The 25,965-nt window shown below is 73.5% G+C and carries 29 protein-coding genes; 15 read left to right on the top strand and 14 right to left on the bottom strand.

Annotated features, from left to right (window positions below; all coding sequences use genetic code 11):
• The first annotated feature begins 323 nt into the window (after nt 1-323).
• Complete coding sequence (locus ABTY40_RS07205) at nt 324-545, top strand: helix-turn-helix domain-containing protein (protein ID WP_006123601.1); 222 nt, start codon at nt 324-326, stop codon at nt 543-545.
• A gap of 130 nt (nt 546-675) precedes the next feature.
• Nucleotides 676-1,476, top strand: coding sequence for an enoyl-CoA hydratase/isomerase family protein (locus ABTY40_RS07200; protein WP_345280697.1), 801 nt, complete (start codon nt 676-678; stop codon nt 1,474-1,476).
• Nucleotides 1,477-1,580: 104 nt separating this feature from the next.
• On the opposite strand, the gene ABTY40_RS07195 is transcribed toward ABTY40_RS07200, so the two are convergent.
• A complete protein-coding gene (locus ABTY40_RS07195; protein WP_352058598.1) occupies nt 1,581-2,252 on the bottom strand; it encodes a hypothetical protein in 672 nt (223 codons plus the stop codon).
• Between the two features lie 94 nt (nt 2,253-2,346).
• Between ABTY40_RS07195 and ABTY40_RS07190 the strand changes: the two genes are divergently transcribed.
• The 5 genes from ABTY40_RS07190 to amaP all read left to right on the top strand — a co-directional run bounded on the left by ABTY40_RS07190 (nt 2,347) and on the right by amaP (nt 4,745).
• On the top strand, nt 2,347-2,823 hold the full coding sequence (locus tag ABTY40_RS07190; RefSeq protein ID WP_345280693.1) for an Asp23/Gls24 family envelope stress response protein: 477 nt from the start codon (nt 2,347-2,349) through the stop codon (nt 2,821-2,823).
• Between the two features lie 108 nt (nt 2,824-2,931).
• Complete coding sequence (locus tag ABTY40_RS07185) at nt 2,932-3,123, top strand: hypothetical protein (protein ID WP_345280691.1); 192 nt, start codon at nt 2,932-2,934, stop codon at nt 3,121-3,123.
• 6 nt (nt 3,124-3,129) lie between these two features.
• Nucleotides 3,130-3,486: an Asp23/Gls24 family envelope stress response protein gene (locus tag ABTY40_RS07180; protein ID WP_352058597.1), complete on the top strand. Its 357-nt coding sequence runs from the start codon at nt 3,130-3,132 to the stop codon at nt 3,484-3,486.
• Complete coding sequence (locus tag ABTY40_RS07175; RefSeq protein ID WP_352058596.1) at nt 3,483-4,154, top strand: DUF6286 domain-containing protein; 672 nt, start codon at nt 3,483-3,485, stop codon at nt 4,152-4,154. The genes ABTY40_RS07180 and ABTY40_RS07175 overlap by 4 nt, the downstream gene beginning before the upstream one ends.
• Nucleotides 4,155-4,157: 3 nt before the next feature.
• A complete protein-coding gene (gene amaP / locus ABTY40_RS07170; RefSeq protein WP_352058595.1) occupies nt 4,158-4,745 on the top strand; it encodes an alkaline shock response membrane anchor protein AmaP in 588 nt (195 codons plus the stop codon).
• A gap of 47 nt (nt 4,746-4,792) precedes the next feature.
• Here the strand turns inward: amaP and ABTY40_RS07165 are convergent, their stop codons facing one another.
• The 5 genes from ABTY40_RS07165 to ABTY40_RS07145 form a co-directional block, all read right to left on the bottom strand.
• Nucleotides 4,793-5,548 (bottom strand): SDR family oxidoreductase, encoded by a 756-nt coding sequence (locus ABTY40_RS07165; RefSeq protein WP_352058594.1) that lies wholly within the window; start codon nt 5,546-5,548, stop codon nt 4,793-4,795.
• Between the two features lie 4 nt (nt 5,549-5,552).
• The gene (locus tag ABTY40_RS07160) at nt 5,553-7,337 is read right to left on the bottom strand and encodes a glycoside hydrolase family 15 protein (protein ID WP_352058593.1); all 1,785 of its coding nucleotides are present in this window, start codon (nt 7,335-7,337) and stop codon (nt 5,553-5,555) included.
• Between the two features lie 34 nt (nt 7,338-7,371).
• The gene (locus ABTY40_RS07155; RefSeq protein ID WP_352058592.1) at nt 7,372-8,205 is read right to left on the bottom strand and encodes an SURF1 family cytochrome oxidase biogenesis protein; all 834 of its coding nucleotides are present in this window, start codon (nt 8,203-8,205) and stop codon (nt 7,372-7,374) included.
• A 142-nt stretch (nt 8,206-8,347) separates the two neighbouring features.
• Complete coding sequence (locus ABTY40_RS07150) at nt 8,348-8,581, bottom strand: metallothionein (protein ID WP_309052348.1); 234 nt, start codon at nt 8,579-8,581, stop codon at nt 8,348-8,350.
• Between the two features lie 64 nt (nt 8,582-8,645).
• Nucleotides 8,646-9,656: a DEDDh family exonuclease gene (locus tag ABTY40_RS07145; RefSeq protein ID WP_352058591.1), complete on the bottom strand. Its 1,011-nt coding sequence runs from the start codon at nt 9,654-9,656 to the stop codon at nt 8,646-8,648.
• Between the two features lie 245 nt (nt 9,657-9,901).
• Here ABTY40_RS07145 and ABTY40_RS07140 point away from each other — a divergent pair, with 245 nt between their 5' ends.
• From ABTY40_RS07140 to ABTY40_RS07125, 4 genes are all read left to right on the top strand, one after another.
• Nucleotides 9,902-10,615: a VIT1/CCC1 transporter family protein gene (locus tag ABTY40_RS07140; RefSeq protein ID WP_352058590.1), complete on the top strand. Its 714-nt coding sequence runs from the start codon at nt 9,902-9,904 to the stop codon at nt 10,613-10,615.
• A 124-nt stretch (nt 10,616-10,739) separates the two neighbouring features.
• A complete protein-coding gene (locus tag ABTY40_RS07135; RefSeq protein WP_352058589.1) occupies nt 10,740-11,630 on the top strand; it encodes a sterol desaturase family protein in 891 nt (296 codons plus the stop codon).
• Nucleotides 11,627-12,295: a lysoplasmalogenase gene (locus tag ABTY40_RS07130; RefSeq protein ID WP_352058588.1), complete on the top strand. Its 669-nt coding sequence runs from the start codon at nt 11,627-11,629 to the stop codon at nt 12,293-12,295. Before ABTY40_RS07135 ends, ABTY40_RS07130 begins: the two co-directional genes overlap by 4 nt.
• A gap of 18 nt (nt 12,296-12,313) precedes the next feature.
• Nucleotides 12,314-13,357: a zinc-dependent alcohol dehydrogenase family protein gene (locus tag ABTY40_RS07125; protein WP_352058587.1), complete on the top strand. Its 1,044-nt coding sequence runs from the start codon at nt 12,314-12,316 to the stop codon at nt 13,355-13,357.
• Between the two features lie 28 nt (nt 13,358-13,385).
• On the opposite strand, the gene ABTY40_RS07120 is transcribed toward ABTY40_RS07125, so the two are convergent.
• From ABTY40_RS07120 to ABTY40_RS07110, 3 genes are all read right to left on the bottom strand, one after another.
• Nucleotides 13,386-13,862, bottom strand: coding sequence for a hypothetical protein (locus tag ABTY40_RS07120; RefSeq protein ID WP_352058586.1), 477 nt, complete (start codon nt 13,860-13,862; stop codon nt 13,386-13,388).
• 25 nt (nt 13,863-13,887) lie between these two features.
• Complete coding sequence (locus ABTY40_RS07115) at nt 13,888-15,279, bottom strand: CoA transferase (protein WP_352058585.1); 1,392 nt, start codon at nt 15,277-15,279, stop codon at nt 13,888-13,890.
• 76 nt (nt 15,280-15,355) lie between these two features.
• Nucleotides 15,356-16,897: a S8 family peptidase gene (locus ABTY40_RS07110; RefSeq protein ID WP_352058584.1), complete on the bottom strand. Its 1,542-nt coding sequence runs from the start codon at nt 16,895-16,897 to the stop codon at nt 15,356-15,358.
• A gap of 266 nt (nt 16,898-17,163) precedes the next feature.
• Here ABTY40_RS07110 and ABTY40_RS07105 point away from each other — a divergent pair, with 266 nt between their 5' ends.
• The 3 genes from ABTY40_RS07105 to moaA all read left to right on the top strand — a co-directional run bounded on the left by ABTY40_RS07105 (nt 17,164) and on the right by moaA (nt 20,327).
• Complete coding sequence (locus ABTY40_RS07105; protein WP_352058583.1) at nt 17,164-17,535, top strand: DUF485 domain-containing protein; 372 nt, start codon at nt 17,164-17,166, stop codon at nt 17,533-17,535.
• Nucleotides 17,532-19,172, top strand: a complete 1,641-nt coding sequence (locus ABTY40_RS07100; RefSeq protein ID WP_352058582.1) for a monocarboxylic acid transporter — start codon at nt 17,532-17,534, stop codon at nt 19,170-19,172. The genes ABTY40_RS07105 and ABTY40_RS07100 overlap by 4 nt, the downstream gene beginning before the upstream one ends.
• A 165-nt stretch (nt 19,173-19,337) precedes the next feature.
• On the top strand, nt 19,338-20,327 hold the full coding sequence (gene moaA, locus ABTY40_RS07095; protein ID WP_352058581.1) for a GTP 3',8-cyclase MoaA: 990 nt from the start codon (nt 19,338-19,340) through the stop codon (nt 20,325-20,327).
• On the opposite strand, the gene ABTY40_RS07090 is transcribed toward moaA, so the two are convergent.
• Together ABTY40_RS07090 and ABTY40_RS07085 are read right to left on the bottom strand one after the other, a co-directional pair.
• Nucleotides 20,310-20,543, bottom strand: coding sequence for a hypothetical protein (locus ABTY40_RS07090; protein ID WP_345280653.1), 234 nt, complete (start codon nt 20,541-20,543; stop codon nt 20,310-20,312). The two genes, moaA and ABTY40_RS07090, sit on opposite strands and share 18 nt — an antisense overlap.
• 212 nt (nt 20,544-20,755) lie before the next feature.
• On the bottom strand, nt 20,756-21,100 hold the full coding sequence (locus ABTY40_RS07085) for a DUF3099 domain-containing protein (protein ID WP_352058580.1): 345 nt from the start codon (nt 21,098-21,100) through the stop codon (nt 20,756-20,758).
• Nucleotides 21,101-21,281: 181 nt separating this feature from the next.
• Here ABTY40_RS07085 and ABTY40_RS07080 point away from each other — a divergent pair, with 181 nt between their 5' ends.
• On the top strand, nt 21,282-21,557 hold the full coding sequence (locus ABTY40_RS07080; RefSeq protein ID WP_345280649.1) for a GlsB/YeaQ/YmgE family stress response membrane protein: 276 nt from the start codon (nt 21,282-21,284) through the stop codon (nt 21,555-21,557).
• 129 nt (nt 21,558-21,686) lie between these two features.
• Here ABTY40_RS07080 and tyrS read toward each other — a convergent pair whose 3' ends face one another.
• The 3 genes from tyrS to ABTY40_RS07065 form a co-directional block, all read right to left on the bottom strand.
• A complete protein-coding gene (gene tyrS, locus ABTY40_RS07075; RefSeq protein ID WP_352058579.1) occupies nt 21,687-22,961 on the bottom strand; it encodes a tyrosine--tRNA ligase in 1,275 nt (424 codons plus the stop codon).
• 99 nt (nt 22,962-23,060) lie between these two features.
• Complete coding sequence (locus tag ABTY40_RS07070) at nt 23,061-24,452, bottom strand: metallopeptidase TldD-related protein (RefSeq protein WP_352058578.1); 1,392 nt, start codon at nt 24,450-24,452, stop codon at nt 23,061-23,063.
• Nucleotides 24,449-25,960 carry a TldD/PmbA family protein gene (locus ABTY40_RS07065; RefSeq protein ID WP_502990515.1) on the bottom strand — a complete coding sequence of 504 codons (1,512 nt, stop codon included), beginning with the start codon at nt 25,958-25,960 and terminating at the stop codon, nt 24,449-24,451. Before ABTY40_RS07065 ends, ABTY40_RS07070 begins: the two co-directional genes overlap by 4 nt.
• Between the last annotated feature and the right edge of the window lie 5 nt (nt 25,961-25,965).

Raw genomic sequence — 25,965 nt, 5'->3', positions numbered from 1 at the left:
TCGTTCCCGGCTGGATCATTCGGCTCATGGGTGATCCTTCATCTGGGTGAGGACGTCTCGTACCCGACGGCGCGGACCTCTGCCGAATCCTTCCGGCAGACCCGCGCCGTCCGTGTGTCCGCCGCGCGCCGCTGACCTGCTGCTTCCGTGGGCGCAGGCTCCCGGGGCGGCCCGCCGGGCGAGCGGAATACGAGCTTCCGGTCGTGGTGGTGGTGTATCCGTCCGCAAATCCGGCAGCACCGACCTTGTCGAATGGGTGGCCAGGACGTCCGGGAGGGGTGATCATGAGAAGTCCAGAGCGCACTTCCCATGAGGAGGCACGGGTGGCCGAGACTCTGAAGAAGGGCAGCCGGGTGACCGGCGCCGCGCGCGACAAGCTCGCGGCAGACCTGAAGAAGAAGTACGACTCCGGTGCGAGCATCCGGGCGCTGGCCGAGGAAACCGGCCGCTCCTACGGATTCGTCCACCGGATGCTCAGTGAGTCCGGAGTCACGCTGCGCGGACGCGGCGGGGCGACACGGGGCAAGAAGGCGGCCTCGGCCTGACGCCGGGGCGGCCCCACCGTCCACCGGGTGCCTCCCGGTGGACACCCGGTCGGCCGTGCGGCCGGCCAGGTGGTTACTGTGCAGTCACTTAGCATCGGACGCAGTGCTGCACCGTAACCGGAGGCGCCCCATGACCACGCTCGACGACACCGGGCTCGTATTCGACAAGGACGGTGTTCGGCTCACCGTCGAGGACGCCGTTGCCACGGTGACCCTGACCAATCCGGCGAAGCGCAACGCCCAGTCTCCCGCTCTGTGGCGGGCGTTGACGGAGGCCGGACGGTCGCTGCCGGGCAGCGTGCGGGTCGTCGTCCTGCGCGGGGAGGGCAAGTCCTTCTCCGCCGGGCTCGACCGGCAGGCGTTCACGCCCGAGGGCTTCGACGGTGAGCCGTCCTTCCTCGACATGGCCCGGGGCTCGGACGAGGACCTCGACGCGGTCATCGCCGAGTACCAGGAGGCGTTCACCTGGTGGCGCCGCGCCGACCTCGTGTCGATCGCGGCCGTCCAGGGCCACGCCATCGGCGCGGGCTTCCAGCTCGCTCTCGCCTGCGACCTGCGGGTCGTGGCCGAGGACGTGCAGTTCGCCATGCGCGAGACCAGCCTGGGCCTCGTCCCGGACCTCACCGGTACGCACCCGCTCGTCTCGCTCGTCGGCTACGCCCGCGCGCTGGAGATCTGCGCCACCGGCCGCTTCGTCCACGCGGACGAGGCCGAGCGCATCGGCCTGGCCAACATCGCCGTGCCCGCCGCCGAACTCGACGCGGCCGTACGGGACCTCACCGACGCCCTGCTGGCCGCGCCGCGCGCCGCCGTCGTCGAGACCAAGGCGCTCCTCCAGGGCGCCGCCGCCCGCTCCTACGAGGACCAGCGCACCGCCGAACGCGCCGCCCAGGCCCGCCGCCTGCGCGACCTGGCGGGCCTCGGCGACTGACGCCGGGGCCGGCCCCGTCCGGGCCCGGGCCGCCCCGCCCCGTCGCCCCGCAGGGCGCCGCGGGGCCCGGCCCGGGCGTATCGGCGTGCCCCCGGGCCCGCCCCTCAGGGGCGGACGTCCGAGATCAGCACCGTCACCAGGGTGGCCTCGGGCAGGCTTGCGTGCACCGCGGCCCGCACGGCCTGGGCCACCTCCGGGGGGCGGTGACCGGCCCTCGTCGCCACCTCCACCCGTACCCGGCCCTCCTCGTCGCGGTGCACCGCGGGCCCCACCGTGTCCGTCACGCCCGCCACGCCCGTGACCCGCAGCGCGGCCAGGGCCACCGGGTCGTCCACCGCCGGGGCCGGCGGGGCCGGCGGGGGAGCGGCGGGCTCCGGCGCGGGGGACTCCTCCAGGAGGTCGGTCACCCGTAGGTCCACCTCCGCCACCCGCAGGCCCAGGTCGCCCGCCGCCGTGAACAGGGCCTCGCGCAGCTCCTCCGTCAGCCCCGGCAGGGGCCGCCCGGCGACCGCCGCGATCTCGCCCGCGATCCGCAGCCGGCCCGGTGGCAGCCCGCCCGGCGGCACCGGGAACGGGCCGTCCTCCTCCGCGCCGTGGAGCCCGGCGCGGAACCCGCCCGGCACCACTCCCCGCACCGAGGAGGCCGCCCGTGCCAGTGCCTCCCGTACCGCGCGCTCCGCGATCCACACGCCGTCCGCCGCCTCCCCGAGCGGCAGCAGCCTGCCCGGAGCGAGGCGGTCCCGTACCGCCGCCGTCCAACCCTCAGCCGTCGTCATATGACCCAGCCTGCCGTATCCCCGGGGCGAGACCGGGCAACCACCCTTAATGTGGGCAAAGAACCCCGAAATCTCCCAGAAGGGGCGTATTGCGATGACGGACACCGCACACTCCGGCAACCCCACGGCCGACGAACCGCGCCGTACCTCCGGGTCCAAGCGGGGCGGCGGCGACCCGGCCTCCCGGGGCAGGACCACGATCGCCGACGGCGTCGTGGAGAAGATCGCCGGGCTGGCCGCCCGGGACGTCGTCGGCGTCCACGCCATGGGCAGCGGCCTCTCCCGCACCTTCGGCGCCGTCCGCGACCGGGTCCCCGGCGGGGGCGGCACCAAGTCGAGCGTCACCCGCGGGGTGAAGGCCGAGGTCGGCGAGGTGCAGACGGCCCTCGACCTGGAGATCGTGATCGAGTACGGCGTCTCCATCGCGGACGTCGCGGGCGCCGTCCGCGAGAACGTCATCGCCGCCGTCGAGCGGATGACGGGCCTGGAGGTCGTCGAGGTCAACATCGCGGTCAGCGACGTGAAGCTGCCCGAGGACGAGGAAGAAGAGCCGGAGCCGCGGCTCCAGTAGCCGCCGCCGTCCGGCACGGCGGCGGCCGCGCCGCACGCCGTACACCCGCGCGGTGTACGGCGCGCGCCGCCGCCCGCACGGCCGGACGACCGAGGAAAGGACGCATGGATGAACATGGCGCTGGTCGGCCTGGTGGCCGGCATGGGCCTCGGCTTCGCCGGATACTTCGGCGGCTTCGGGGCGTTTCTGCTGGTCGCCGCATTGGGGGCGATCGGGTTCGTGACCGGCCGGTTCCTCGACGGCGACCTCGAACCTGGGGAGCTGTTCCGGGGCCGCGAACGCGGCGAACGACGGCGGTGACGGCGGGTGACGGCGGACCTCGCACCGCACCCGGTGCGCGAGCGCGGCGCGACCACGATCGCGGACCGGGTCGTCGCCAAGATCGCCGCGCAGGCGGCCCGGGAAGCACTGGAAAGGATCCCCGAGGGAGGCTCGCCGCCGCACGCCTCGGTCGACGTGCACCGTGACGTCGCCCGGGTCTCGGTCAGCCTCGACCTCGACTACCCCACCGACGTCGGACGCCGCTGCCGCGCCGTCCGGAGCCGGGTGCGCAGCCGGGTGGAGGAACTCGTCGGCATGGAGGTCCACGACGTCTCCGTCCACGTGGAACGCCTCCACTCCGCGCACACCCGGCCGGCCGGGCGGAGGGGTGATCTCGTATGACCGGAACGACCCCGCCCGAGCGCGAGCCGAGGGCCGCCACCACGAGCGGCACCGGAACCGGGACCGCCGGATCCTCTCCCGTGCCCTCCGCGGTCCCCGTCCTCACCGACGGCGCGCCCCCACCGCCCGCCCGCCGCTTCTGGTCGGTACGCCGCGTCCCGGCCGCGCTGCTCGCGGCGGTGATCCTCGGCTGCGCGGGACTCCTGCTGTACGACGTGGCGGCGGTACGGGCCGACCGCACCGCCATGGCCTGGCGCCGCGACCTCGCCGACGACCTCGCGACCCGGCCCCTGGACAACGCCTGGGTCCTCGCCGGCGCGGCCCTCGCCGTCCTCCTCGGCCTGTGGCTGCTGGTCCTGGCGCTCACCCCCGGGCTGCGCGCCGTCCTGCCGATGCGCAGGGCGCACTCCGACCTGCGGGCCGGGCTCGACCGGGAGGCCGCCGCGCTGACCCTGCGGGACCGGGCCATGGAGGTCTCCGGTGTCCAGTCCGTCCGGGTGGCCGTCGGCCGTACGAAGGTCGGCGCCCGCGCCGTCTCGCACTTCCGGGACCTCGACGAGGTCCGCGCCGACGTGGAGCGGGCCCTGGAGACGGGCATCGACGCGCTCGGCCTCGCCCACCGTCCCACGCTGTCCGTACGGGTGGCCCGGCCGCCCAGGAAGGGGTGAGCCGTGCCGGCCGTCCTCCGCCGCGTCAACCGCGTCGTGCTCGCCCTCGTCGGGCTGCTCCTGCTCCTCGGCGGCGGCGCGGTCCTCGCCGCCGGGTTCGACGCTCCGGTCCCGTCCTGGTGGCCCTGGTCGGGCCCCTCCGACGTGCTCCTGTCCACCGCCGACCGCCGCGGCTGGCGGGCCGACTCCTGGTGGTGGCCCGCCGCCCTCGCCGTCCTGGGCCTGCTGGTGCTGCTCGCCCTGTGGTGGCTGCTGGCCCAGTTCCGCCGGGCCCGGCTCGCCGAGGTCCTCGTGGACACCGGCGACGGCGAGGCGGCCGTGCTGCGGGGGCGGGCCCTGGAGAACGTCCTGGAGGCGGACGCCACCGCCCAGGACGGGGTCGCCCGCGCCAAGGTCGCCCTCACCGGCCGCCGCACCGCCCCCCGCACCCGGATCGCGCTGCTCCTGGAGCCGCACGCCTCCCCGGACGAGGCCCTGGCCGGCCTCGGCAGCCAGGCGCTGGAACCCGCCCGCCGGTCGGCCGGTCTCCCCGCGCTGCCGGCGGAGGCCCGCCTGCGGGCGGTCCGGCACCGGGCCCGCAGGGTCAGCTGAGGGCCGGCCCGCCAGGGCACAGCGGCACGGCCCCGGCCCGGCGCGGCTCAGAAGCCGTGCCGGGCACCGCCGTCGACCGGGAGCATCAGACCCGTCAGGTACGAGGCGGCCGGGGACAGCAGGAACGCCGCGGTACGCCCGAACTCCTCGGGCGTACCGTAGCGGCGCAGCGGGATCGCCGCCTCGTTGGCGGCCCGCGCCGCCTCCGCGTCGCCCGTCAGGGCGTCCAGGGACCGTACCCGGTCCGTGTCGATCCGGCTCGGCAGCAGGCCGATCACCCGGATCCCGCGCGGCCCCAGGTCGTTGGCGAGGGACTTCGCGAAGCCGGCGAGCCCGGGCCGCAGGCCGTTGGAGATGGTCAGGCCCGGGATCGGCTCGTGCACCGAGCCGGAGAGCACGAAGCCGATCACGCCGCCCTCGGTCAGCGTCTCGGCCGCCGCGCGGGCCAGCCGTACCGCGCCGAGGAAGACCGTGTCGAAGGCCGCCGCCCACTGCTCGTCGGTGTTGTCGGCGCCGAAGCCCGGCGCCGGGCCGCCGACGCTGATGAGGACGCCGTCGAGGCGGCCGAACCGGGCGCGGGCCTCGGCGATGAGCCGGGCCGGGGTCTCAGCGTCCGTGTTGTCCGCGGCGACGCCCGCCGCACCCTCGCCGAGCGCGGCGGCCGCCTCCGCGACGGACGTCTCCTCGCGCCCGGTGATCAGCACCCGCGCGCCCTCCGCGAGCAGCGCCTCCGCCGAGGCCCGGCCGAGCCCGCGGGTCGCGCCGGTCACCACGTACACACGGTCCTTCAGTCCAAGATCCATGGCCCTATCCTGCCGGGTCGTCCAGCGCCAGCGCGAGAGCGGTGCCCACCAGGCCGATGTGGCTGAAGGCCTGCGGGAAGTTGCCGAGCTGGCGGCGGGCCACCGGGTCGTACTCCTCCGCCAGCAGCCCCACGTCGTTGCAGAGCGTCACCAGCCGTTCGAAGAGGGCGCGGGCCTCCTCGTGCCGGCCGGTCAGCCACAGCGCGTCCGCCAGCCAGAACGAGCACACCAGGAAGGTGCCCTCCTGGCCCGGCAGGCCGTCCACCGCGCCCGAGTCGGGCGTGTAGCGGCGCAGGAAACCGCCGTGCATCAGCTCGGCCCGGACCGCGTCGACCGTCCCGACCACCCGGGGGTCGTCCGGCGGCAGGAAGCCCACCTGCGGGATGAGGAGCGTGGCGGCGTCCAGCTCGCGGGAGCCGTACGACTGGGTGAAGGTGTTGCGGTCCGGGTCGTAGGCCTTCGCGCAGACGTCGGCGTGGATCTCGTCGCGCAGCGCCCGCCACCGTGCCACGTCCCCCGGCAGCGACGGGTCCGCCTCCAGCGTGCGCACCGCCCGGTCGGCGGCGACCCAGGCCATCACCTTCGAGTGGGTGAAGTGGCGGCGGGGGCCGCGCACCTCCCACAGCCCTTCGTCGGGCTCGCGCCAGGTCGACTCCAGGAAGCCGAGCAGGCTCAGCTGGAGGTTCCAGGCGTGGCGCTGCGCCGGGATCCCGGCCTCCCGCGCCCGGTACAGGGAGTCCATGACCTCGCCGTACACGTCGAGCTGGAACTGCTCCACGGCCGCGTTCCCGGTCCGGACCGGCAGCGAGTCGGCGTAGCCGCGCAGCCAGGGCAGGGTGGTCTCGGGGAGCCGGCGCTCCCCGGCGGGCCCGTACATGATCTGGAGGTCGGCCGGGTCGCCGGCCACCGAGCGCAGCAGCCAGTCCCGCCAGGCGGCGGCCTCCTCCACGTACCCGGCGGCGAGCAGCACCCCGAGGGTGAGGGAGGAGTCGCGCAGCCAGCAGGAGCGGTAGTCCCAGTTCCGCACTCCGCCGATCTCCTCGGGGAGCGAGGTGGTGGGGGCGGCGACGATCCCGCCGGTGGGGGCGTAGGTCAGGGCCTTGAGGGTGATCAGGGAGCGGACGACCGCGTCCCGGTAGGGCCCTTGGTAGGTGCAGCGGGCCACCCATGCCCGCCAGTCCGCGAGCGTGTGCTCCAGGGACTCGAAGGGGTCCACGAGGGCGGGGCGGGACTCGTGCGAGGGGTGCCAGGTGAGGACGAAGGCCACTTTCTCGCCGGCGGCGACGGTGAAGGAGGAACAGGTGGCGTACTGCTGTCCCCAGGTCTTCACCGGCGGGTCGCTGCGCAGCCAGACCGCGTCCGGCCCCGCGACCGCGACCCGGTGGCCCTCGGAGCGGCGCACCCACGGCACGATCGAGCCGTAGTCGAAGCGGAGCCGCAGCACGGAGCTCATGTCGACGGAGCCGCTGACTCCCTCCACGATCCGCACCACGTCGGGCGCCCGGTCGCGGTGCGGCATGAAGTCGACGACCTTGACGGTGCCGGTGCGGGTCTCCCAGTACGTCTCCAGGACCAGCGAGTCCTCCGCGTACCGCCGCGTCGTGCAGCGGGTCGCGCCCTGGGGGGCGATCCGCCAGTGGCCGTTGTCCTCGTCGCCGAGGAGGGCGGCGAAGCAGGCGGCGGAGTCGAAGCGGGGGAGACACAGCCAGTCGATCGACCCGTCGCGTCCGACGAGCGCGGCGGTCTGGAGATCCCCGATGAGGGCGTAGTCGTCGATACGTTGCGTCACGCTTTGGGCTGTTCCCGCAAGTGGGGAGGGTCAATCAAACGGACGGTGTGGCCTGGATCGCCGTGGAGCCCGCGCCGGGCGCGCCGCCGTCCCCCGCCCCGCCCCCGCCACCGGTGGCGGCGGCGGCCTCCCGGTCCCGCTTCTCCCGGCGTACCAGGACGAACCAGCCCACCGGAACGCCCGCCGCGAACAGCCACCACTGCACGGCGTACGCCATGTGCGCGCCGATCGAGTCGTGGTCGGGCTCCGGGACCTGCTCGGGCGTGCCGCCGGCCGGCGCGGGCCCCGTCTGCTCCACGTAGCCGCCGAGCACCTCGCGGCCCGTCAGTTCGGCCTGCTGGGCGCTGCTGATCAGCATGACCTGACGGTCCGGCAGGCCCTTGAGGTCCTTGATGCCGCTCGCGCCCGTGGTCTCGTCGGCCTTGAGGCGGCCGGTGACGGTGACCTCGCCCCGGGGGGCGGGCGGCACCGGCGGGTAGGCGCGCTGGTCACCGGCGGCCGGGATCCAGCCGCGGTTGACGAGGACGATCCGGCCGTCGTGCAGGACCAGCGGGGACAGGACGTGGAAACCCACCCGGTCGTCGGCGGAGGTGCGGCGGCGGACGACCACCTCGTGGGCGGTGTCGAAGGTGCCGGTGGCCGTGACCCGGCGCCAGTAGAGGGCGCGGGGCACGGTGTGGCCGGGGGAGGTGAGCTTCTCGACCGGTACCGGCTCCGCCCGGAGGTTCTCCTCGATCAGGGCGTTCTGGGCGACCCGGCGCTCGTGCCGGTGGAACTGCCAGAAGCCCAGCTCGGTCATCACGGGGATGAGGACGAGGGCGACGAGGGTCAGGATCACCCACTGCCGGGACAACAGGAAGCGGTACACCCCATGACCGTACAGCGCGGGCCACGGGGTGCACGCACGGGGGGTTCGGGTGGGTTGTCCCCGCCCCGTCCCGCCCAAAATCGTTTCTTCACTTCTCTCGGCGGGGCCGGACGCCTTCCGCGTCCAGGGCGCCGGGTCCGGCTCACACCCTGTCCACGATGCCCGCCTTCCCCTCCGCCCGGGCGCAGTGCGCGCCGCAGTACCAGGTGCCGTCGACCTCGACGCCCTGCCCGATGATCTGGACCCGGCAGTGCTCACAGATGGGCGCCATGCGGTGGATGGCGCACGCGAAGCAGTCGAAGACGTGCACAGCACCCTGCGCATGGACTTCGAAGGACATGCCGTAATCGTTTCCGCAGACCTCACAACGTGCCATGCGCCACAGGGTGGGGCCCCGGGCGGAATCGCGCCGCGCGGCACGCCCGCCGGGGGCGGGCGCGTCACCCGTCTGCCGGGGCCACGTCCCGCAGGAGCTGCACGTAGGCCGCCTCGTCGACGACCGGCGTCCCGAAGGACTTCGCCTTCAGCGTCTTGGACGTGGCGGCCTCCGGGTCGTTGGTGACGAGGAGGCTGGTGAGCCGGGAGACGCTCGTGGCGACGTGCAGTCCGGCCTCGACCGTCCGGTCCTCCAGGAGTTCGCGGTCGACCGAGGTGTCCCCGGAGAAGGCGACGCGCATCCCCTGCTTGAGCGGCGCGCCCGTCTCGTACCGGCCGGGGTTCGGGTACGGGCACGGCGGGCGCTTGCGCGAGGGGCGCCAGCCGCCCGCCCGGTACGCGGAGGGGGAGGAGGCCGCGTACCCCGTCGGGCCCGTGGCCTGACGGCCGATCGCGGGCCGCGCCGCGTCCGGGGTCCACTCGGTCAGCGGGCGGCACTCCAGGAGCGGCAGCCGTACGTTCCGCTCGGCCGCCGCGTGCAGGCTCGGCCGGAAGGCCTCCGCGAGCACCCGGGCGTCGTCCAGCGCGTTGTGCGCCCGCCGCTGGACCACCCCGAAGTGCGCGGCGAGCGACTCCAGCTTGTGGTTGGGCAGCGGCAGCGCGAGCTCCTTGGACAGCGCGATGGTGCACAGCCGCTGCTTCACCGGCGCGGCGCCCCGGGCGCGGGCGTACTCACGGGCGATCATCTGCCAGTCGAACATGGCGTTGTGCGCGACCAGGACGCGGCCCTCCAGACGCGCCGAGAGCTCGGCGGCGATCTCCGGGAAGAGGGGCGCGCCCTCCAGGACGTCACTGGTGAGGCCGTGGATCCAGACCGGGCCGGGATCGCGCTCGGGGTTGACGAGCGTGTACCAGTGGTCCTCGACGTTCCCCTGCGCGTCGAGCCGGTAGACGGCAGCCGACACTATCCGGTCGTCACGGGCGAGGCCGGTGGTCTCCACGTCGACGACCGCGTACCCCTGCGGGTAGGCGGCCGGCCACGTCGGTGCTGTCGTGCGGTCGTCGAGCATGGTCACTGAGAATACGGCCCGCGACCGACAGTCCCGCCCCCGGTGTCCTGGATGTCCCTGATGTCCGGTGAAGCCCTTTCAACTCCTCCGGCCCAGCCACGCCTTGCCCTCGGAACCGCGCGCGGGACGGGTCGCCGTCGTCACCGGAGCGGCGCCCCGCACCGGACGCGCGCCTCCGGCGCGGCGTCCGCCGCACACGCGAGGGCGGGTCGGTCCACGGCCGGTGGCCGCCCGGATGCGACGCTCCCGGTGTGACCGAACCCACCGCGCACGACGAACCCCCCGGCGGCGGCCTCGGTACCCGGCTCAACTGGCTGCGGGCCGCCGTGCTCGGGGCCAACGACGGGGTCGTCTCCACGGCGGGACTCGTCGTCGGGGTCGCCGGGGCCACCGGGTCCCGGTCCGCGCTGCTCACCGCCGGTCTGGCCGGTCTCCTCGCCGGGTCGATGTCGATGGCGGCGGGGGAGTACGTCTCCGTCTCCACCCAGCGGGACTCCGAGAAGGCCGCCCTCGCCGAGGAGCGGCGCGAGCTGCGCGAGCGCCCCGAGGCCGAACTCGACGAGCTGACCGGCCTCCTGACCACCCGTGGCCTGTCCCCCGACGTGGCGCGCGAGGCCGCGGAACAGCTCACCGCGCGCGACGCGCTGCGGGCCCACGCGCGCGTGGAGCTGGGTATCGACCCCGACGCCCTCACCAACCCCTGGCACGCCGCCGGAGCCAGCTTCCTCGCGTTCACGGCCGGCGCCCTGCTGCCCCTCCTCGCGATCGTCCTGCCCCCGGCCCCGGACCGGCTGTGGGTGACGGTCGCCTCGGTCCTCGCCGCCCTGGCCCTCACCGGCTGGTGGTCCGCCCGTCTCGGCGAGGCCCCCGCCGGCCGCGCCGTCCTGCGCAACACCGGCGGCGGCGCCCTGGCGATGGCGGTGACCTACGCGGCGGGCTCCCTGCTCGGCGCGGCGGGCGTCTGACATCCCACCCGGCACGCGGGCCGGCGTTGTCGGAAGCCGCCAAAGCTTGCTGACAAGCCGTCTCGCATACTTGTTGGTAACAACCTCTAGCGGCGCCCGCCCGCCCGCCTCTACCGTCGACCGCATGCCGAACCTGCCCGATGTCGTGCTGTGGTCCATACCGGCGTTCGTCCTGCTCACCGTCGTGGAGATGGTCAGCTACCGCCTCCACCCCGACGAGGACGCCGCCGGGTACGAGGCCAAGGACGCCGCCACCAGCCTCGGCATGGGACTCGGCAGCCTCGTCTTCGACGCCCTGTGGAAGATCCCGGTCGTCGCGATCTACACCGCCGTGTACGAGCTCACCCCGCTGCGCGTCCCCGTCCTGTGGTGGACGATCCCGCTCATGCTGCTCGCCCAGGACTTCTTCTACTACTGGCAGCACCGCGGCCACCACGTGATCCGCATCCTCTGGGCCTGCCACGTCGTCCACCACAGCAGCCGCAAGTTCAACTTCACCACCGCGCTGCGCCAGCCGTGGACCAGCCTGACCTCCTGGCCGTTCTACCTGCCGATGATCGCCCTCGGCGTGCACCCGGCGGCCGTCGCCTTCTGCTACTCCGTCAACCTCGTCTACCAGTTCTGGATCCACACCGAGCGCGTCGGCCGGCTGCCCCGGCCCTTCGAGTACGTCCTCAACACCCCCTCCCACCACCGCGTCCACCACGCCTCCCAGGGCGGCTACCTGGACCGGAACTTCGGCGGCATCCTCATCGTCTGGGACCGGATGTTCGGCTCCTGGGTCGGCGAGACCGAGCGGCCCGTGTACGGGCTCACCAAGAACATCGACACGTACAACCCGCTGCGCGTCGCCACCCACGAGTACGCCGCCATCGCCCGCGACCTGCGCGCCGCGCGCGACTGGCGCGAGCGCGCCGGACGCGTCCTGCGCGGCCCGGGCTGGCAGCCCGCGCCGCCCCCGGCCGTCGCCCCCGGCACGCCCCAGGGCGGCACCGCGCCGGAGCCCGCCGCGTGACCGCCCGTACCGCGGCCCCGCGACCCACCGCCACCGGCGCCGTCTCCCGCGCGCTGCTCGCCGCCTTCGTCCTCGCGGCGGCGGCCGACCTGATCGCGCTCCTCGCCGGCGCCGAGACCGGCCACCGGATCGCCAAACCACTGCTGATGCCGCTGCTCGCCGCGTACGCCGCGAGCCGCGGCGCCCCGAAGCTCCTGATCGCCGCGCTCCTGTTCGGCTGGGGCGGCGACGTCCTGCTGCTGTTCGACGCGGAGGCCGCCTTCCTCGCGGGCATGGGCTCCTTCGCCGCCGGACACGTCTGCTACCTCGTCCTCTTCGGGCGCGGGCGCACGTCCCCGCCCCTGGCCGGCCTGTACGCGGCGGCCCTCGTCGCCACCGTCGCGCTCCTGTGGCCCGACCTCCCGGCCGACCTCCGCGTCCCGGTCGCCGGTTACTCACTCCTCCTCACCGCCATGGCGTACCGGGCGAGCGCCCTCGGTGTCCCGGCGGGCCTCGGCGGGGCCCTCTTCCTGCTCTCCGACACCCTCATCGCGACCGGTGTCGCCGACTGGCCCCAGCCGCCCGTCCCCGACTTCTGGATCATGCTCACGTACCTGGCGGCGCAGTACCTGCTCACCGCCGGAGCCCTGCGGGCGGGTTACGGTGAGGGCCGTACGACAGACTGACAGCGAGGACCGCCCGCCATGCGCGCCACCACCATCCACGCCCCCTTCGACCTGCGCGTGGAGGACGTGCCCGACCCGGTCGTCCAGGACCCCACCGACGCCGTCGTCCGCGTGCTGCGCGCCTGCGTCTGCGGCAGCGACCTGTGGGCCTATCGCGGGGAGTCCGCGCGGCGGCCGGGGCAGCGCATCGGCCACGAGTTCCTCGGGATCGTCGAGGAGGCCGGCGCCGACGTGACCGGCTTCCGCGCCGGTGACCTCGTCGTCGCCCCCTTCGTCTGGTCGGACGGCACCTGCGACTACTGCGCCGAGGGCCTCCAGACCTCCTGCCCGCGCGGCGGGTTCTGGGGCACGCCCGGCTCCGACGGCGGCCAGGGCGAGGCGGTCCGCGTCCCCTTCGCCGACGGCACCCTCGTCAGGCTCCCCGCCGACGCCGCCTCCGACGACCACCTGCTGACCGCGCTGCTCGCCCTCTCCGACGTCCTCGGCACCGGCCATCACGCGGCCCTGGGCGCCGGTGTCCGCGAGGGGTCCACGGTCGCCGTCGTCGGTGACGGGGCCGTCGGCCTGTGCGGCGTCCTCGCCGCCCGCCGGCTCGGCGCCGAACGGATCATCGCCCTGGGCCGGCACACCGCCCGCACCGACATCGCCCGCGCCTTCGGCGCCACCGACGTCGTCGCCGAGCGCGGCGAGGCCGCCGAGGCCGCCGTCCGCGAACTCACCGGCGGCCAGGGCGCCCACGCCGTCATCGAGGCCGTCGGCACCGAGCAGTCCATGCGCACCGCCGTCGGGATCGTCCGCGACGGCGGCTCCATCGGCTACGTCGGCGTTCCGCACGGCAGCGGCACCGGCCTCGACCTGTCCGTCATGTTCGACCGGAACATCGCCCTGCGCGGCGGCGTCGCCCCGGTCCGCGCCTACATTCCCGAACTGCTCCCGGACGTCCTGGACGGCAGCGTCGACCCGTCGCCGGTCTTCGACCTCACCGTCGGCCTCGACGGCGTCCCGGACGGCTACCGCGCCATGGACGAGCGCACCGCCCTCAAGGTCCTCGTCAAGCCCTGAGCCGGGCCCCGCCGCCCGGCTCCGTCCGTCACGCCCACGCGTTGAAGAGGACGCCTCCCAGCGTGCCGATGCCGTAGGCCCGGACCTGGCGCCACTCGGCCCGGGACAGCACCGAGGTGTCCACGGCGGCGAGCGGCAGCCCGAGCCGCTCGCCGTCCAGCACCACGAAGCCCGCGTCGGCGAAGACGGACGCCCACCACGGCGGCGCGGTGAACTCCTCGTCGTACCAGTTCCGGCGCTCCCGGGCGAAGGCGATCCAGGGGTGGTGGGCGTGGCACAGCACGACCGTCTCGCCGGTCCGGTGGACGACCGACGCGGTGTGGAAGCTCCGCGGGTACTCCTGCGGCTCCATCCCGCCCACCCGGCCCCCGGCGGCCCGGGCCGCGGCGTGCAGGGCGCCGCGGAACGCGCGCGCGTCGGTCGCCGGCGGCGGACCGTCCCCCGGTGCGAAGAAACCGGTCGCGCCCCGCGGCAGCGTGAAGCGGATCTTCCCCTCGTGGGCCATGCGGCTCATCCTGCCCCGGACGGCCTCAGCCGCGGGCACCGGGCGCCGGGCCGTCACCGGAGGGCCCCGGCTCGCTCCACACCGGCGCGTCCGCGCCCGGCACGCCCGGAGGCCGCGTCCAGTCCACGGGCCCGCCCTCGTACGTCACGGGTGACCGGGCGTACCGCAGCCGGCCGAGCGGGCCCTCCGACTCCGTGAGGTACGGCTCCGGGTCGACGGGGCCGGCCGCCGGGCCCGGGAGGACGGGGGAGCGGGGCAGGCCGTGCGTCAGCCAGTGGCCGGTCCGCGCGAGCGCCACGCGGACGAGCCGGGTGCCGCCGTCCCGGTCCTGCTCGGTGAGGGTACGGAGCACGGCGGCCGCGAGCAGATAGCCGGTTCCGTGGTCCAGGGCCTGCGCCGGCAGCACCCCCGGCTCCTCGGCCGAACCCTCCACGACGGCGATGCCGGTGGCGACCTGGACCAGGCTGTCGAAACCGCGCCGTTCCGCCCAGGGCCCCCGGTCGCCCCAGGCGGAGAGGCGGGCCGTCACCAGGCCCGGCCGGTGGAGCCCGAAGCGGTCGAGGGCGCCCGGCCGGTAACCCGTCACCAGCACGTCGGCCGCGTCCAGGAGCTCGTCGAAGGTCCGCCGGTCCGCGCGGCGGCCCAGGTCCAGCGCGGCCGTCCGCTTCCCCACGTCCGTGTCCGCGTGCTGGTCGGGCAGCTCCGGATTGCCCGGCGGGTCGATCCGTAGCACGTCCGCGCCGAGCAGCGCCAGCGTCCGGGTCGCCACCGGGCCCGCGATGACCCGCGTCAGGTCCAGGACCCGCAGCCGGCCCGTACGGTGCCGGGGCGCGGCCCCGTCGAGCCGTTCCCGGGTCAGCAGGGGGCGGGCCGCCACCTCCCGTCCCTGCGGGTGGGCGGCCCACTCGGCGGGCGTGCGCAGGGCGACGGCGAGGCCCCCCGCCGCGTACACCGCCGTCTCGACGTCCACGGCGGTCCGCCCGCCGATCGCCGCCGCCACCGCCTCGGCGGCCCCGGGCCCCTGGGGCACGCCGAGCGCCTCCCGCAGCGCCGCCTCGTGGTGCGGGTAGTTGGCGTGGGTGCGGACCCAGCCGTCGGCCGCCCGCCAGAACCGGGAGAGCGGCGCGAAGTTGACCGGGGCCCGCCCGTCGACCCGCAGGTGGCGCTCGCTCACGAAGGCGGTGGCGACGGCCCCGTCGTCCACCCGCACCGGCCCCGGCAGGCCCGCGCGTTCCACGGCCGCGAGCCCGGCGACCGCGACGGTGGCCCGGGCCAGGTCCATCACCGGGAGGCGGGCCGGCAGCCGGCCGGGCGCCCCGCCGTACGTGACCCGGTCCAGGAGCGCGGGATCGCCGCCGAGCGCCGCCCAGAGCGCCTCCGTACCCGAACGGACCGCGGGAGGTGTGTCGTTGTTCATGACCCGCACTATGGCACCCGGTGCCATGCGAAGGGGCCCCGGTGCGGCGTACCGCACCGGGGCCCCTCCGCGCACGTCAGCGGCGGACCGCGTCCAGCGCGTCGACCATGCCGGCCCCGTAGAAGCCGTTCTTGTCCTTGCCGCCCTCGCAGACGGCGTCGACGGTGCCGTTGCCGTCGATGTCGTACGGGTTGGTGCAGGCGCGGTCGTCGGCCTGCGCGTACAGCAGCGCCTTCAGCGCCGCCGGGCTCGCCTTCGGGTGCGTCGACTTCAGCAGCGCGAGCACACCGGCGGCGTGCGGCGCGGCCATCGACGTACCGGCCTTGTAGACGTACCCGCCCGCGACGGTGGTCGAGAGGATGCGGCCGTTGACCGCCGGGGCGTCCGGCGTCTGGTACTCGGTGCGGTCACCGCCGGGGGCGGCGATGTCGACGACGCCCTGGCCGTAGTTCGAGTACGAGGCCTTCAGGTCCTTGGCGCCGGTCGCGGAGACCGTCACCACGCCCGGCAGCATGGCCGGGTAGTCGAAGCAGACCTTCGGGTCGATGAGCCGGTCGACCTCGGTGCTGTCGTTCGGGCTGCTCTTGTCGAGGATCGAGTCGGCCGCCAGGTCGAACTTGGAGTTGCCGGCCGCCGCGACGTTGACCGTGCCCTTGCGCTCCGCGTAGCGGGACGCGCGGGTGACCGCCTCGATGAGGGCCTTCTGGTCCTCGTCGGTCTTGCAGGCGAACATCCACGGGTCGGTGTAGTAGCTGTTGTTGGTGATCTCGACGCCGTGCTCGGCCGCCCACACGAAGCCGCAGACCACGGCCTCCGTGTAGAAGAAGCCGGCCGGGGTGGACACCTTGATGCCGGAGACCTTGACGCCCGGGGCGACACCCGTGATGCCGACGCCGTTCTTGGCGGCGGCGATCGTGCCGGCGACGTGCGTGCCGTGGTCGCTCTCGCCCGCGCCCGGGCGCCAGGAGCCGGGGGTGGTGTCCGGCTTGCCCGACACGCAGTTGGCGGAGGAGGCTGCGTCGAAGTTCGGCGCCAGGTCGGGGTGGGTGTCGTCGACGCCCGTGTCGATGACGCCGACGGTCACGCGCTTGCTGCCGAGCGTCTTCTGGTGGGCCCGGTCCGCCTTGATGGCCGGGAGGTCCCACTGCAGGGGCTCCAGCGGGTCCTGCTCGTCCGAGGCGGTCGCCGCGGCGGCCCGGGCCTCGGCCGGGGAAAGGGCCTGGGCGCCCTCGTCGACGGCGGTGTCGGACTGGACGGAGAGCGGAGCGGTGCGGGTGGCACCGGCCGACACGACGCCGGGCGCCTGCCGGATCGTCTTCGCGAAATCGGCGTTCCGCGAGTGGACGACGATCACGCCTATCTGGTCGTAGGCGATGACGATCTCGCCGCCCGCGGCGACGACGGCCTTCTTCACCGAGGCGGCGGTCCGGCGGCCCCCGTCGACGTTGACCACGTACGACAGCTTCGGACCGTCGGCCGTCGCGGTGGCCGCCGCGGGGGCGTCGCTCAGGTCCGCGGCGGTGGCGGCGCCGGAGGGAAGGAAGCCGAGCGAGGCCGTGAGCGCGAGACCAACAGGCAGGGCAAGAGCCCGGCCGCGCCTCGATCCCAGATGAGCCATGGGTTCTCCACATCATCCGTGTACTGCCCGCGCGGGGTTGCGTTTGGGCAGGTGCATGACGACGGAAGTTATCGCTGTTCATCCCGGGGATTCAATGAGTTGAGAAGACTTCATGAAGAACTGTGCGAAGAAACCATCCGGGTGAACCGCGTCGCTTCCCGCTCCGTGCCGTTGTGCAGGGGAGGGGTTCCGCCCGGAGCCCCGGGCTCCCACCCTGGTGGGACCCCTCGAACCGCCCGTCCGCCCCGCGTCACAAGGAGATTTCCGTGGCCACCGAAGCACCGCCGCCCAAAAACGGAACGGAGACCGACAGCGGTCCCGGCCGCCCCACGACGGAGCAGTTCGTCGAGGTGCAGAAAAGCCCGGAATTCGGTGAACTGCGCCGTACATACCGTTCCTTCGCCTTTCCGCTGACCGTCGCCTTCATCGCCTGGTACCTGCTGTACGTGCTGCTCTCGAACTACGCGGGCGGCTTCATGGGCATCAAACTCCTCGGCAACATCAACGTCGCCCTCGTCCTCGGCCTCGGCCAGTTCGCGACCACCTTCCTCATCGCCTGGTTCTACTCCCGGCACGCCGCCGAGCGCCTCGACCCCCGTGCCGAGGCCATCAAGTCCCGTATGGAGGGCGACGCATGAACACCTTCGTCCTGCTCGCCGCCGACAGCGCCACCACCGAACACCGGCCGCTGATCATCGCCCTGTTCGCCGCCTTCGTCGTCGCCACCCTGGCCATCACCGTCTGGGCCGGCCGGCAGACCCGGAGCGCCGCCGACTTCTACGCCGGCGGAGGCCAGTTCACCGGCTTCCAGAACGGCCTCGCCATCTCCGGCGACTACATGTCCGCCGCGTCCTTCCTCGGCATCAGCGGCGCCATCGCCCTCTTCGGCTACGACGGCTTCCTCTACTCGATCGGCTTCCTCGTCGCCTGGCTCGTCGCCCTGCTCCTGGTCGCCGAACCGCTGCGCAACTCCGGCCGCTTCACCATGGGCGACGTCCTCGCCTACCGGATGCGTCAGCGCCCGGTCCGTACCGCCGCCGGCACCTCCACCATCGTCGTCTCGATCTTCTACCTGCTCGCGCAGATGGCCGGCGCGGGCGTCCTCGTCTCGCTGCTCCTCGGCATCACCAGCGACGGCGGCAAGATCGCGATCGTCGCCCTCGTCGGCGTCCTGATGATCGTCTACGTGACGATCGGCGGCATGAAGGGCACCACCTGGGTCCAGATGGTGAAGGCCGTCCTGCTCATCGCGGGCACTCTCCTCATCACCTTCCTCATCCTGCTGAAGTTCGACTTCAACCTCTCCGACCTGCTCGGCGCCGCCGCCACCAACAGCGGCAAGGGCCAGGCCTTCCTTGAGCCCGGCCTCAAGTACGGCACCAGCGCCGTCTCGAAGCTCGACTTCCTCTCCCTGGGCATCGCGCTCGTCCTCGGCACCGCCGGCCTGCCCCACATCCTGATCCGCTTCTACACGGTGCCGACCGCCAAGGCCGCCCGTAAGTCGGTCAACTGGGCCATCGGCATCATCGGCGCCTTCTACCTGATGACGATCGTCCTCGGCTTCGGCGCCGCCGCCCTGCTCAGCGGCGACACCATCAAGGCGTCCAACAAGGCCGGCAACACCGCCGCCCCGCTCACCGCCCTGGAGGTCGGCGGCGGCGCGGACTCCACCGGCGGCGCGATCCTCCTCGCCGTCATCTCCGCCGTCGCCTTCGCCACCATCCTCGCCGTCGTCGCCGGCCTGACCCTGGCCTCCTCCTCGTCCTTCGCGCACGACATCTACGCGAACGTGATCAAGCGAGGGAAGGCCACCGAGAAGCAGGAGATGCGGGCCGCCCGCTGGTCCACCGTGCTCATCGGCATCGTGTCGATCGCGCTCGGCGCCCTCGCCCGCGACCTCAACGTCGCCGGCCTGGTCGCCCTCGCCTTCGCCGTCGCCGCCTCGGCCAACCTGCCGACGATCCTCTACTCCCTCTTCTGGAAGCGGTTCACCACCCAGGGAGCCCTCTGGTCGATCTACGGCGGACTGATCTCCTCCGTCGTCCTCGTCCTCTTCTCGCCGGTGGTCTCCGGCGGTCCGGCGTCCATGTTCAAGGGCGTCGACTTCCACTGGTTCCCCCTGGAGAACCCCGGCCTGGTCTCCATCCCGCTGGGCTTCCTCCTCGGCTGGCTCGGCTCCCTCCTCTCCAAGGAGGAGCCGGACGCGGGCAAGTACGCCGAGCTGGAGGTCAAGTCCCTCACCGGGGTCGGCGTCGCCGCGGCGGTCAAGCACTGACCGCAGAGCACCGGACCGTATACGGTCCGCCACCACGGAGCGGCCGCGTCGTAGAGTTCTACGACGCGGCCGCTCCGGTCCTCGTGACAATCTGCCCTGCTCGCCGCCCGCCCGCTCACGTAGGCTCGGAGTCAGAAACGACCGGAATTCGGGGAGGGGGCCCACGTGCTCATCGACACCTACGGCCGAGTGGCCACTGACCTGCGCGTTTCCCTCACGGACCGGTGCAACCTGCGCTGCACCTACTGCATGCCGGAAGAAGGCCTGCAGTGGCTGGCCAAGCCGGACCTGCTCACCGACGACGAGATCGTCCGCCTGATCCGCGTCGCCGTCACCGATCTCGGCGTCACCGAGGTCCGCTTCACCGGCGGCGAACCCCTGCTCCGCCCCGGCCTCGTCGGGATCGTCGAGCGCTGCGCCGCCCTCGAACCCCGCCCCCGGATGTCCCTCACCACCAACGGCATCGGGCTCAAGCGCACCGCCGCCGCCCTCAAGGCCGCCGGGCTCGACCGGGTCAACGTCTCCCTCGACACCCTGCGCCCCGACGTCTTCAAGACCCTCACCCGCCGCGACCGGCACCGGGACGTCCTCGACGGCATGGCCGCCGCCCGCGACGCCGGCCTCACCCCGGTCAAGGTCAACGCCGTCCTCATGCCCGGACTCAACGACGACGAGGCCCCCGACCTCCTCGCCTGGGCCATCGAGCAGGGCTACGAGCTCCGCTTCATCGAGCAGATGCCCCTGGACGCCCAGCACGGCTGGAAGCGCGACGGCATGATCACCGCCGGCGACATCCTGGAGTCCCTGCGCACCCGCTTCACGCTCACCGCCGAGGGAGCCGAGGAGCGCGGCTCCGCCCCCGCCGAGCGCTGGACCGTCGACGGCGGCCCCCACACGGTCGGGGTCATCGCCTCCGTCACCCGGCCCTTCTGCCGGGCCTGCGACCGCACCCGGCTCACCGCCGACGGACAGGTCCGCACCTGCCTCTTCGCCACCGAGGAGACCGACCTGCGGGCCGCCCTCCGCTCGGACGCCGACGACGCCGAACTCGCCGCGATCTGGAAGCGGGCGATGTGGGGCAAGAAGGCCGGCTCGGGCCTCGACGACCCGAGCTTCCTCCAGCCCGACCGCCCGATGTCAGCGATCGGCGGCTGACTCCCACTCGCCCAGCGGGACGACGTCCTTCAGAAAGCCCCGTACCCCCAGGAACTGGGAGAGGTGCTCGCGGTGCTCCTCGCACGCGAGCCACGTCTTGCGTCGCTCGGGCGTGTGCAGCTTGGGGTTGTTCCACGCCAGGACCCAGACGGCGTCGGCGTGGCACCCCTTGGCGGAACAGACCGGCTTCTCTTCGCTCACGGGACCTTGGATCACACGATCATTGGATCACACGATCATCACCCGGCAAGGGCGATGCCGAGCAGCCACGGGGGGAGCTGCCCGGCATCGGTCCGTCGCTCCGACGGGGGATGCGGAGCGCGTAGGCAGTATGTCACGGCACCCGGGGTGCGGTGCAGCGGAACGTCATGATTGATCTGAGCTTTTCTTGAGCTTCCCGGGCCCCGCTCGCGCGGCCCGCCGGCCCGTCAGTCACGGGCGTACGGACGCTCCGCGCCGGCCTCCGCCACCGGCTCGCCCGGACCGAGTGCCGGACGCACCGGAGTCGGTACGAAGGTCGAGGGGAGCGACGGCGCCGACTCGCGCCCCGCGTTGGCGATCACCACCGCCACGTAGGGCAGCAGCACACCCAGCGCCAGCGCCACCACGGCCACGTGCCGCTCCACGTTCCACAGCACCGCCGCCGCGATCACCGACAGCGTCCGCACCGTCATCGAGATGACGTACCTGCGCTGCCTGCCCCGGACGTCCTCCGCGAGGCCCTGCCGGGCCCCGGTGATCCGGAAGACCTCGGTCCCGCCACGCTTCCGCATCGCCTTCCACCACCCACCGCTCGCGCCGGACCCTCCCCGGTCCGGACCTTCTTCCACGGTACGCCCGGCCTGCGGAACGCACGAGGCCGGGGCGCGGATGGCGGCGCCCGACATGCGCCGTACGGCGGACGGGCCGAGACTGGGCCCACATGCGTGAAAAGCGTCGTATCAGGAGGCGACCATGCACTGGCTCTGGGCAATCATCGTGGGTCTCGTCCTCGGTCTGATCGCCAAGGCGATCCTGCCGGGGAAACAGCAGATCCCCCTGTGGCTGACCGCCGTCTTCGGCATCCTCGGCAGCATCCTCGGCAACGCCGTCGCCACGTGGATCGGCGTCAACGACACCAAGGGCATCGACTGGACCCGTCATCTGCTCCAGCTCATCGGCGCCGTCGCCGTGGTCGGAGTGGGCGACATGCTGTGGGCCTCCATGAAGGGCAGCCGGCGACGCGCCTGAGCGGGCCGCGGTGACCGGGACCCCCGGCCGGCCGCGGCGCCCCGCGCACGAGAACCGGGAGGCCCGGTACGGCACCTCATGTGCCGTACCGGGCCTCCCGGCCGTTGCCGTGCCACCCGCGCGGCGGGCTCAGCCCTCCGCGCCGGCGAACTCGATCGCCGCCAGGTTCTTCTTGCCGCGCCGCAGCACCAGCCACCGGCCGTGCAGCAACTCCTCCGGCGCCACCACGGCGTCCTCGGCGGTCACCTTGACGTTGTTCACGTACGCGCCGCCCTCCTTCACCGTGCGCCGCGCCGCCGACTTGCTCGGTACGAGACCCACCTCGGCGAACAGGTCCACGACCTGGCCCAGATCGGACACGCGCGCGTGCGGCAGCTCGGACAGCGCGGCGGCCAGCGTCGCCCCGTCCAGCTCCGCCAGCTCGCCCTGACCGAACAGCGCCTTCGAGGCCGCGATCACGGCCGCGCACTGATCGGCCCCGTGCACCAGCGTGGTCAGCTCCTCGGCGAGCGCGCGCTGCGCCGCCCGGGCCTGCGGCCGCTCGGCGGTCTGCGCCTCCAGCTCCTCCAGCTCCGCACGGGACCGGAAGGACAGGATCCGCATGTAGGTGGAGATGTCCCGGTCGTCCACGTTCAACCAGAACTGGTAGAAGGCGTACGGCGTCGTCATCTCCGGGTCCAGCCAGACCGCACCGCTCTCGGTCTTGCCGAACTTGGTCCCGTCCGCCTTGACCATCAGCGGGGTCGCCAGCGCGTGCACCTCGGCACCCGGCTCCAGCTTGTGGATCAGGTCCAGACCCGCCACCAGGTTGCCCCACTGGTCGCTGCCGCCCTGCTGGAGCGTGCAGCCGTACCGGCGGTACAGCTCCAGGAAGTCCATCCCCTGGAGCAGCTGGTAGCTGAACTCGGTGTAGCTGATGCCCTGCTCGGACTCCAGCCGGCGGGCGACGGAGTCCTTGGTCAGCATCTTGTTGACCCGGAAGTGCTTGCCGATGTCCCGCAGGAACTCGATCGCCGACATCCCGGCGGTCCAGTCCAGGTTGTTCACCATGACCGCCGCGTTCTCCCCCTCGAAGGAGAGGAACGGCTCGATCTGCGAGCGCAACCGGTTCACCCAGTTCGCGACCGTCTCCGGGTCGTTCAGCGTCCGCTCGGCCGTCGGCCGCGGGTCACCGATCTGCCCGGTGGCGCCGCCGACCAGCGCCAGCGGCCGGTGCCCGGCCTGCTGGAGCCGGCGGACCGTGAGCACCTGCACCAGGTGCCCGACGTGGAGACTGGCCGCGGTCGGGTCGAAACCGCAATAGAACGTGACAGGACCGTCCGCGAGAGCCTTGCGCAGGGCGTCCTCATCGGTGGACTGGGCGAAAAGCCCGCGCCACTTCAGCTCGTCGACGATGTCCGTCACGGTCGTCAGTCTCCTCGGATCGGGTAGGAATGTGCGCCTCAGTCTAGGGGGTGCCCCGCCGGCCCTGCCGGGCTCGCGGCGCCGGGCACCCCCGGCGGGTCAGACCCCCTTGCTGACCGAACTCATGTTGAAGTCCGGCACCCGCAGCGCGGGCATCGCGGCCCGGGTGAACCAGTCGCTCCACTCGCGCGGCAGCGTCTTCTCCGTCCGGCCCGCCTCCGAGGCCCGCGACAGCAGGTCCACCGGCGACTCGTTGAACCGGAAGTTGTTCACCTCGCCGACGACCTCGCCGTTCTCGACGAGGTACACGCCGTCCCGGGTCAGCCCGGTCAGCAGCAGCGTCGCCGGATCGACCTCGCGGATGTACCAGAGGCAGGTCAGCAGCAGGCCCCGCTCCGTGGCGGCCACCATCTCCTCCAGCGACCGCTCCCCGCCGCCGTCCAGGACCAGGTTCCCGATCGCGGGCGCCACGGGCAGGCGGGTGAGCCCCGCGGAGTGCCGGGTCGTGATCAGCCGCTCCAGCCTCCCCTCCCGCACCCACTCCGTCGGCGCCAGCGGCAGACCGTTGTCGAAGACGGACGAGTCGTCCCCGGAGGAGTGCGCGATCACGAACGGCGCGGACTCCAGGCCCGGCTCGTTCGGGTCGCTGCGCAGGGTCAGCGGCAGCGGGGACAGCGTCTCCCCGAGCCGCGTCCCGCCCCCCGGCTTGGAGAAGACCGTACGGCCCTCCGCCGCGTCCCGGCCCGCCGACGACCACATCTGGTAGATCAGCAGATCGGCCACGGCCGTCGGCGGCAGCAGCGTCTCGTACCGTCCGGCCGGCAGCTCGATCCGCCGCTCCGCCCAGCCGAGCCGGGTCGCCAGGTCCGCGTCCAGCGCCGCCGGGTCCACGTCCTTGAAGTCACGCGTGGAGCGCCCCGCCCACGCCGAGCGCGAGCGGTCCGGCGACTTGGCGTTGAGCTCCAGGGTGCCGGTCGGCTGGTCGTGCCGCAGCCGGAGCCCCGCCGACGTACCGAGATACGTGGAGGTCAGCCGGTGGTGGGCGAAGCCGTACAGCTCCCGCCCGCCCGCCCGGGCCCGCGCGAAGGCCTCCCCGAGCGCGGGCGCGAAGTCCGCGAAGACCGCCGAGGACGTCTCGGCCGGCGCGTCCGTGAAGTCGGGCGACGCCGGCACGTCGCCGACCAGCGGCTGCGCGTCCTCCGCCGGGCCCGCCGCCCGCGCCGCCTCCTCGGCGGCCCGCACCAGCGGCTCCAGGTCCTCCGCCGTCACCGCCGACCGGGACACCACCCCCGAGGCGGTGCCCTCGCTCCCGTCGACCGTGGCGATCACGGTGAGCGTCCGGCCCCGGGTGACCCCGTTGGTGGTGAGCGCGTTGCCCGCCCAGCGCAGATTCGCCGAGGACTCCTCGTCCGCGATCACGACACATCCGTCGGCGCGGGACAGCTCCAGGGCCCGCTCGACGATCTCGTACGGCTTGCTGACGCGGCTCATCGACCGGCCTCCTGCGTCGTGTTCAGAATGTTCACACCCCGGAACAGGGCGGACGGGCAGCCGTGCGAGACCGCCGCCACCTGACCCGGCTGGGCCTTGCCGCAGTTGAAGGCACCGCCGAGGACGTACGTCTGCGGGCCGCCGACCTGCTCCATCGAGCCCCAGAAGTCCGTCGTCGTCGCCTGGTACGCGACGTCCCGCAGCTGCCCGGCCAGCCGGCCGTTCTCGATGCGGAAGAACCGCTGCCCGGTGAACTGGAAGTTGTACCGCTGCATGTCGATCGACCAGGACCGGTCACCGACCACGTAGATCCCGCGCTCCACACCGCCGATCAGGTCCTCCGTCGACAGACCGCCCGGGTCCGGCCGGAGCGACACGTTCGCCATGCGCTGCACCGGCACGTGGGCGGGGGAGTCCGCGAAGGCGCACCCGTTGGAGCGGCCGAGGCCCGTCAGCTTCGCGATCCGCCGGTCCAGCTGGTAGCCGACGAGCGTGCCGTCCTTCACCAGGTCCCAGGACTGCGCCTCGACGCCCTCGTCGTCGTAGCCGATGGTCGCAAGGCCGTGCTCGGCGGTCCGGTCGCCCGTCACGTTCATGACCGAGGAGCCGTAGGTCAGCTTGCCGAGCTGGTCGAAGGTGGCGAAGGAGGTGCCCGCGTACGCCGCCTCGTACCCCAGCGCCCGGTCCAGCTCGGTCGCGTGCCCGATCGACTCGTGGATCGTCAGCCACAGGTTGGACGGGTCCACGACCAGGTCGTAGCGCCCGGCCTCCACGCTCGGCGCCCGCATCTTCTCGGCGAGCAGCCCGGGGATCTCCTCCAGCTCCCCGTCCCAGTCCCAGCCGGTGCCCGTCAGGTACTCCCAGCCCCGGCCGACCGGCGGCGCGATCGTCCGCATCGAGTCGAACTCACCGGTCGTGGCGTCCACGGCGACGGCCGTCAGCTGCGGGTGCAGCCGGACCCGCTGCTGGGTGGTGACGGTGCCCGCCGTGTCCGCGTAGAACTTGTTCTCGTGCACGGTGAGCAGGGAGGCGTCCACGTGCGCCACCCCGTCCGCCCGCAGCAGCCGCGCGCTCCAGTCGGCGAGCAGCGCGCTCTTCTCCTCGGAGGGGATCGTGAAGGGGTCGATCTCGTAGGAGGAGATCCACACCTTGTCCGCGTGCACCGGCTCATCGGCCAGCTCCACGCGTTCGGTCGACCCGGCCGCCGCGATCACCTGCGCGGACAGCTTGGCCATCGCCACGGCCTGCGAGGCGACCCGCGCGGCCGCGTCCATGGTGAGGTCGACCCCCGACGCGAAGCCCCAGGCCCCGCCGTGCACCACCCGCACCGCGTAGCCCAGGTCCGTGATGTCGGAGGATCCGGACGGTTTGGCGTCCCGCAGCCGCCACGAGGCGCTGCGTACGCGCTCCAGGCGGAAGTCGGCGTGCTCGGCGCCGAGCGCGCGGGCCCTCGCGAGCGCCGCGTCGGCGAGCGCCCTCAGCGGCAGCGCCGTGAAGGCTTCGTCGATCGTAT

Source organism: Streptomyces sp. NPDC126503 (genome assembly GCF_040302405.1).
Taxonomy (GTDB): Bacteria; Actinomycetota; Actinomycetes; order Streptomycetales; family Streptomycetaceae; genus Streptomyces; species Streptomyces gulbargensis.
The sequence above is the reverse complement of the archived record's forward strand: the minus strand, read 5'-3'. Positions and strand labels throughout refer to the sequence as shown.

Coding starts and splice junctions, on each gene's coding strand:
- ABTY40_RS07200 (WP_345280697.1), top strand. CDS start 676: ATGACCACGCTCGACGACACCGGGCTCGTATTCGACAAGGACGGTGTT.
- ABTY40_RS07195 (WP_352058598.1), bottom strand. CDS start 2,252: ATGACGACGGCTGAGGGTTGGACGGCGGCGGTACGGGACCGCCTCGCT.
- ABTY40_RS07190 (WP_345280693.1), top strand. CDS start 2,347: ATGACGGACACCGCACACTCCGGCAACCCCACGGCCGACGAACCGCGC.
- ABTY40_RS07185 (WP_345280691.1), top strand. CDS start 2,932: ATGAACATGGCGCTGGTCGGCCTGGTGGCCGGCATGGGCCTCGGCTTC.
- ABTY40_RS07175 (WP_352058596.1), top strand. CDS start 3,483: ATGACCGGAACGACCCCGCCCGAGCGCGAGCCGAGGGCCGCCACCACG.
- ABTY40_RS07165 (WP_352058594.1), bottom strand. CDS start 5,548: ATGGATCTTGGACTGAAGGACCGTGTGTACGTGGTGACCGGCGCGACC.
- ABTY40_RS07150 (WP_309052348.1), bottom strand. CDS start 8,581: ATGGCACGTTGTGAGGTCTGCGGAAACGATTACGGCATGTCCTTCGAA.
- ABTY40_RS07135 (WP_352058589.1), top strand. CDS start 10,740: ATGCCGAACCTGCCCGATGTCGTGCTGTGGTCCATACCGGCGTTCGTC.
- ABTY40_RS07125 (WP_352058587.1), top strand. CDS start 12,314: ATGCGCGCCACCACCATCCACGCCCCCTTCGACCTGCGCGTGGAGGAC.
- ABTY40_RS07120 (WP_352058586.1), bottom strand. CDS start 13,862: ATGGCCCACGAGGGGAAGATCCGCTTCACGCTGCCGCGGGGCGCGACC.
- ABTY40_RS07115 (WP_352058585.1), bottom strand. CDS start 15,279: ATGAACAACGACACACCTCCCGCGGTCCGTTCGGGTACGGAGGCGCTC.
- ABTY40_RS07110 (WP_352058584.1), bottom strand. CDS start 16,897: ATGGCTCATCTGGGATCGAGGCGCGGCCGGGCTCTTGCCCTGCCTGTT.
- ABTY40_RS07100 (WP_352058582.1), top strand. CDS start 17,532: ATGAACACCTTCGTCCTGCTCGCCGCCGACAGCGCCACCACCGAACAC.
- ABTY40_RS07085 (WP_352058580.1), bottom strand. CDS start 21,100: ATGCGGAAGCGTGGCGGGACCGAGGTCTTCCGGATCACCGGGGCCCGG.
- ABTY40_RS07080 (WP_345280649.1), top strand. CDS start 21,282: ATGCACTGGCTCTGGGCAATCATCGTGGGTCTCGTCCTCGGTCTGATC.
- ABTY40_RS07070 (WP_352058578.1), bottom strand. CDS start 24,452: ATGAGCCGCGTCAGCAAGCCGTACGAGATCGTCGAGCGGGCCCTGGAG.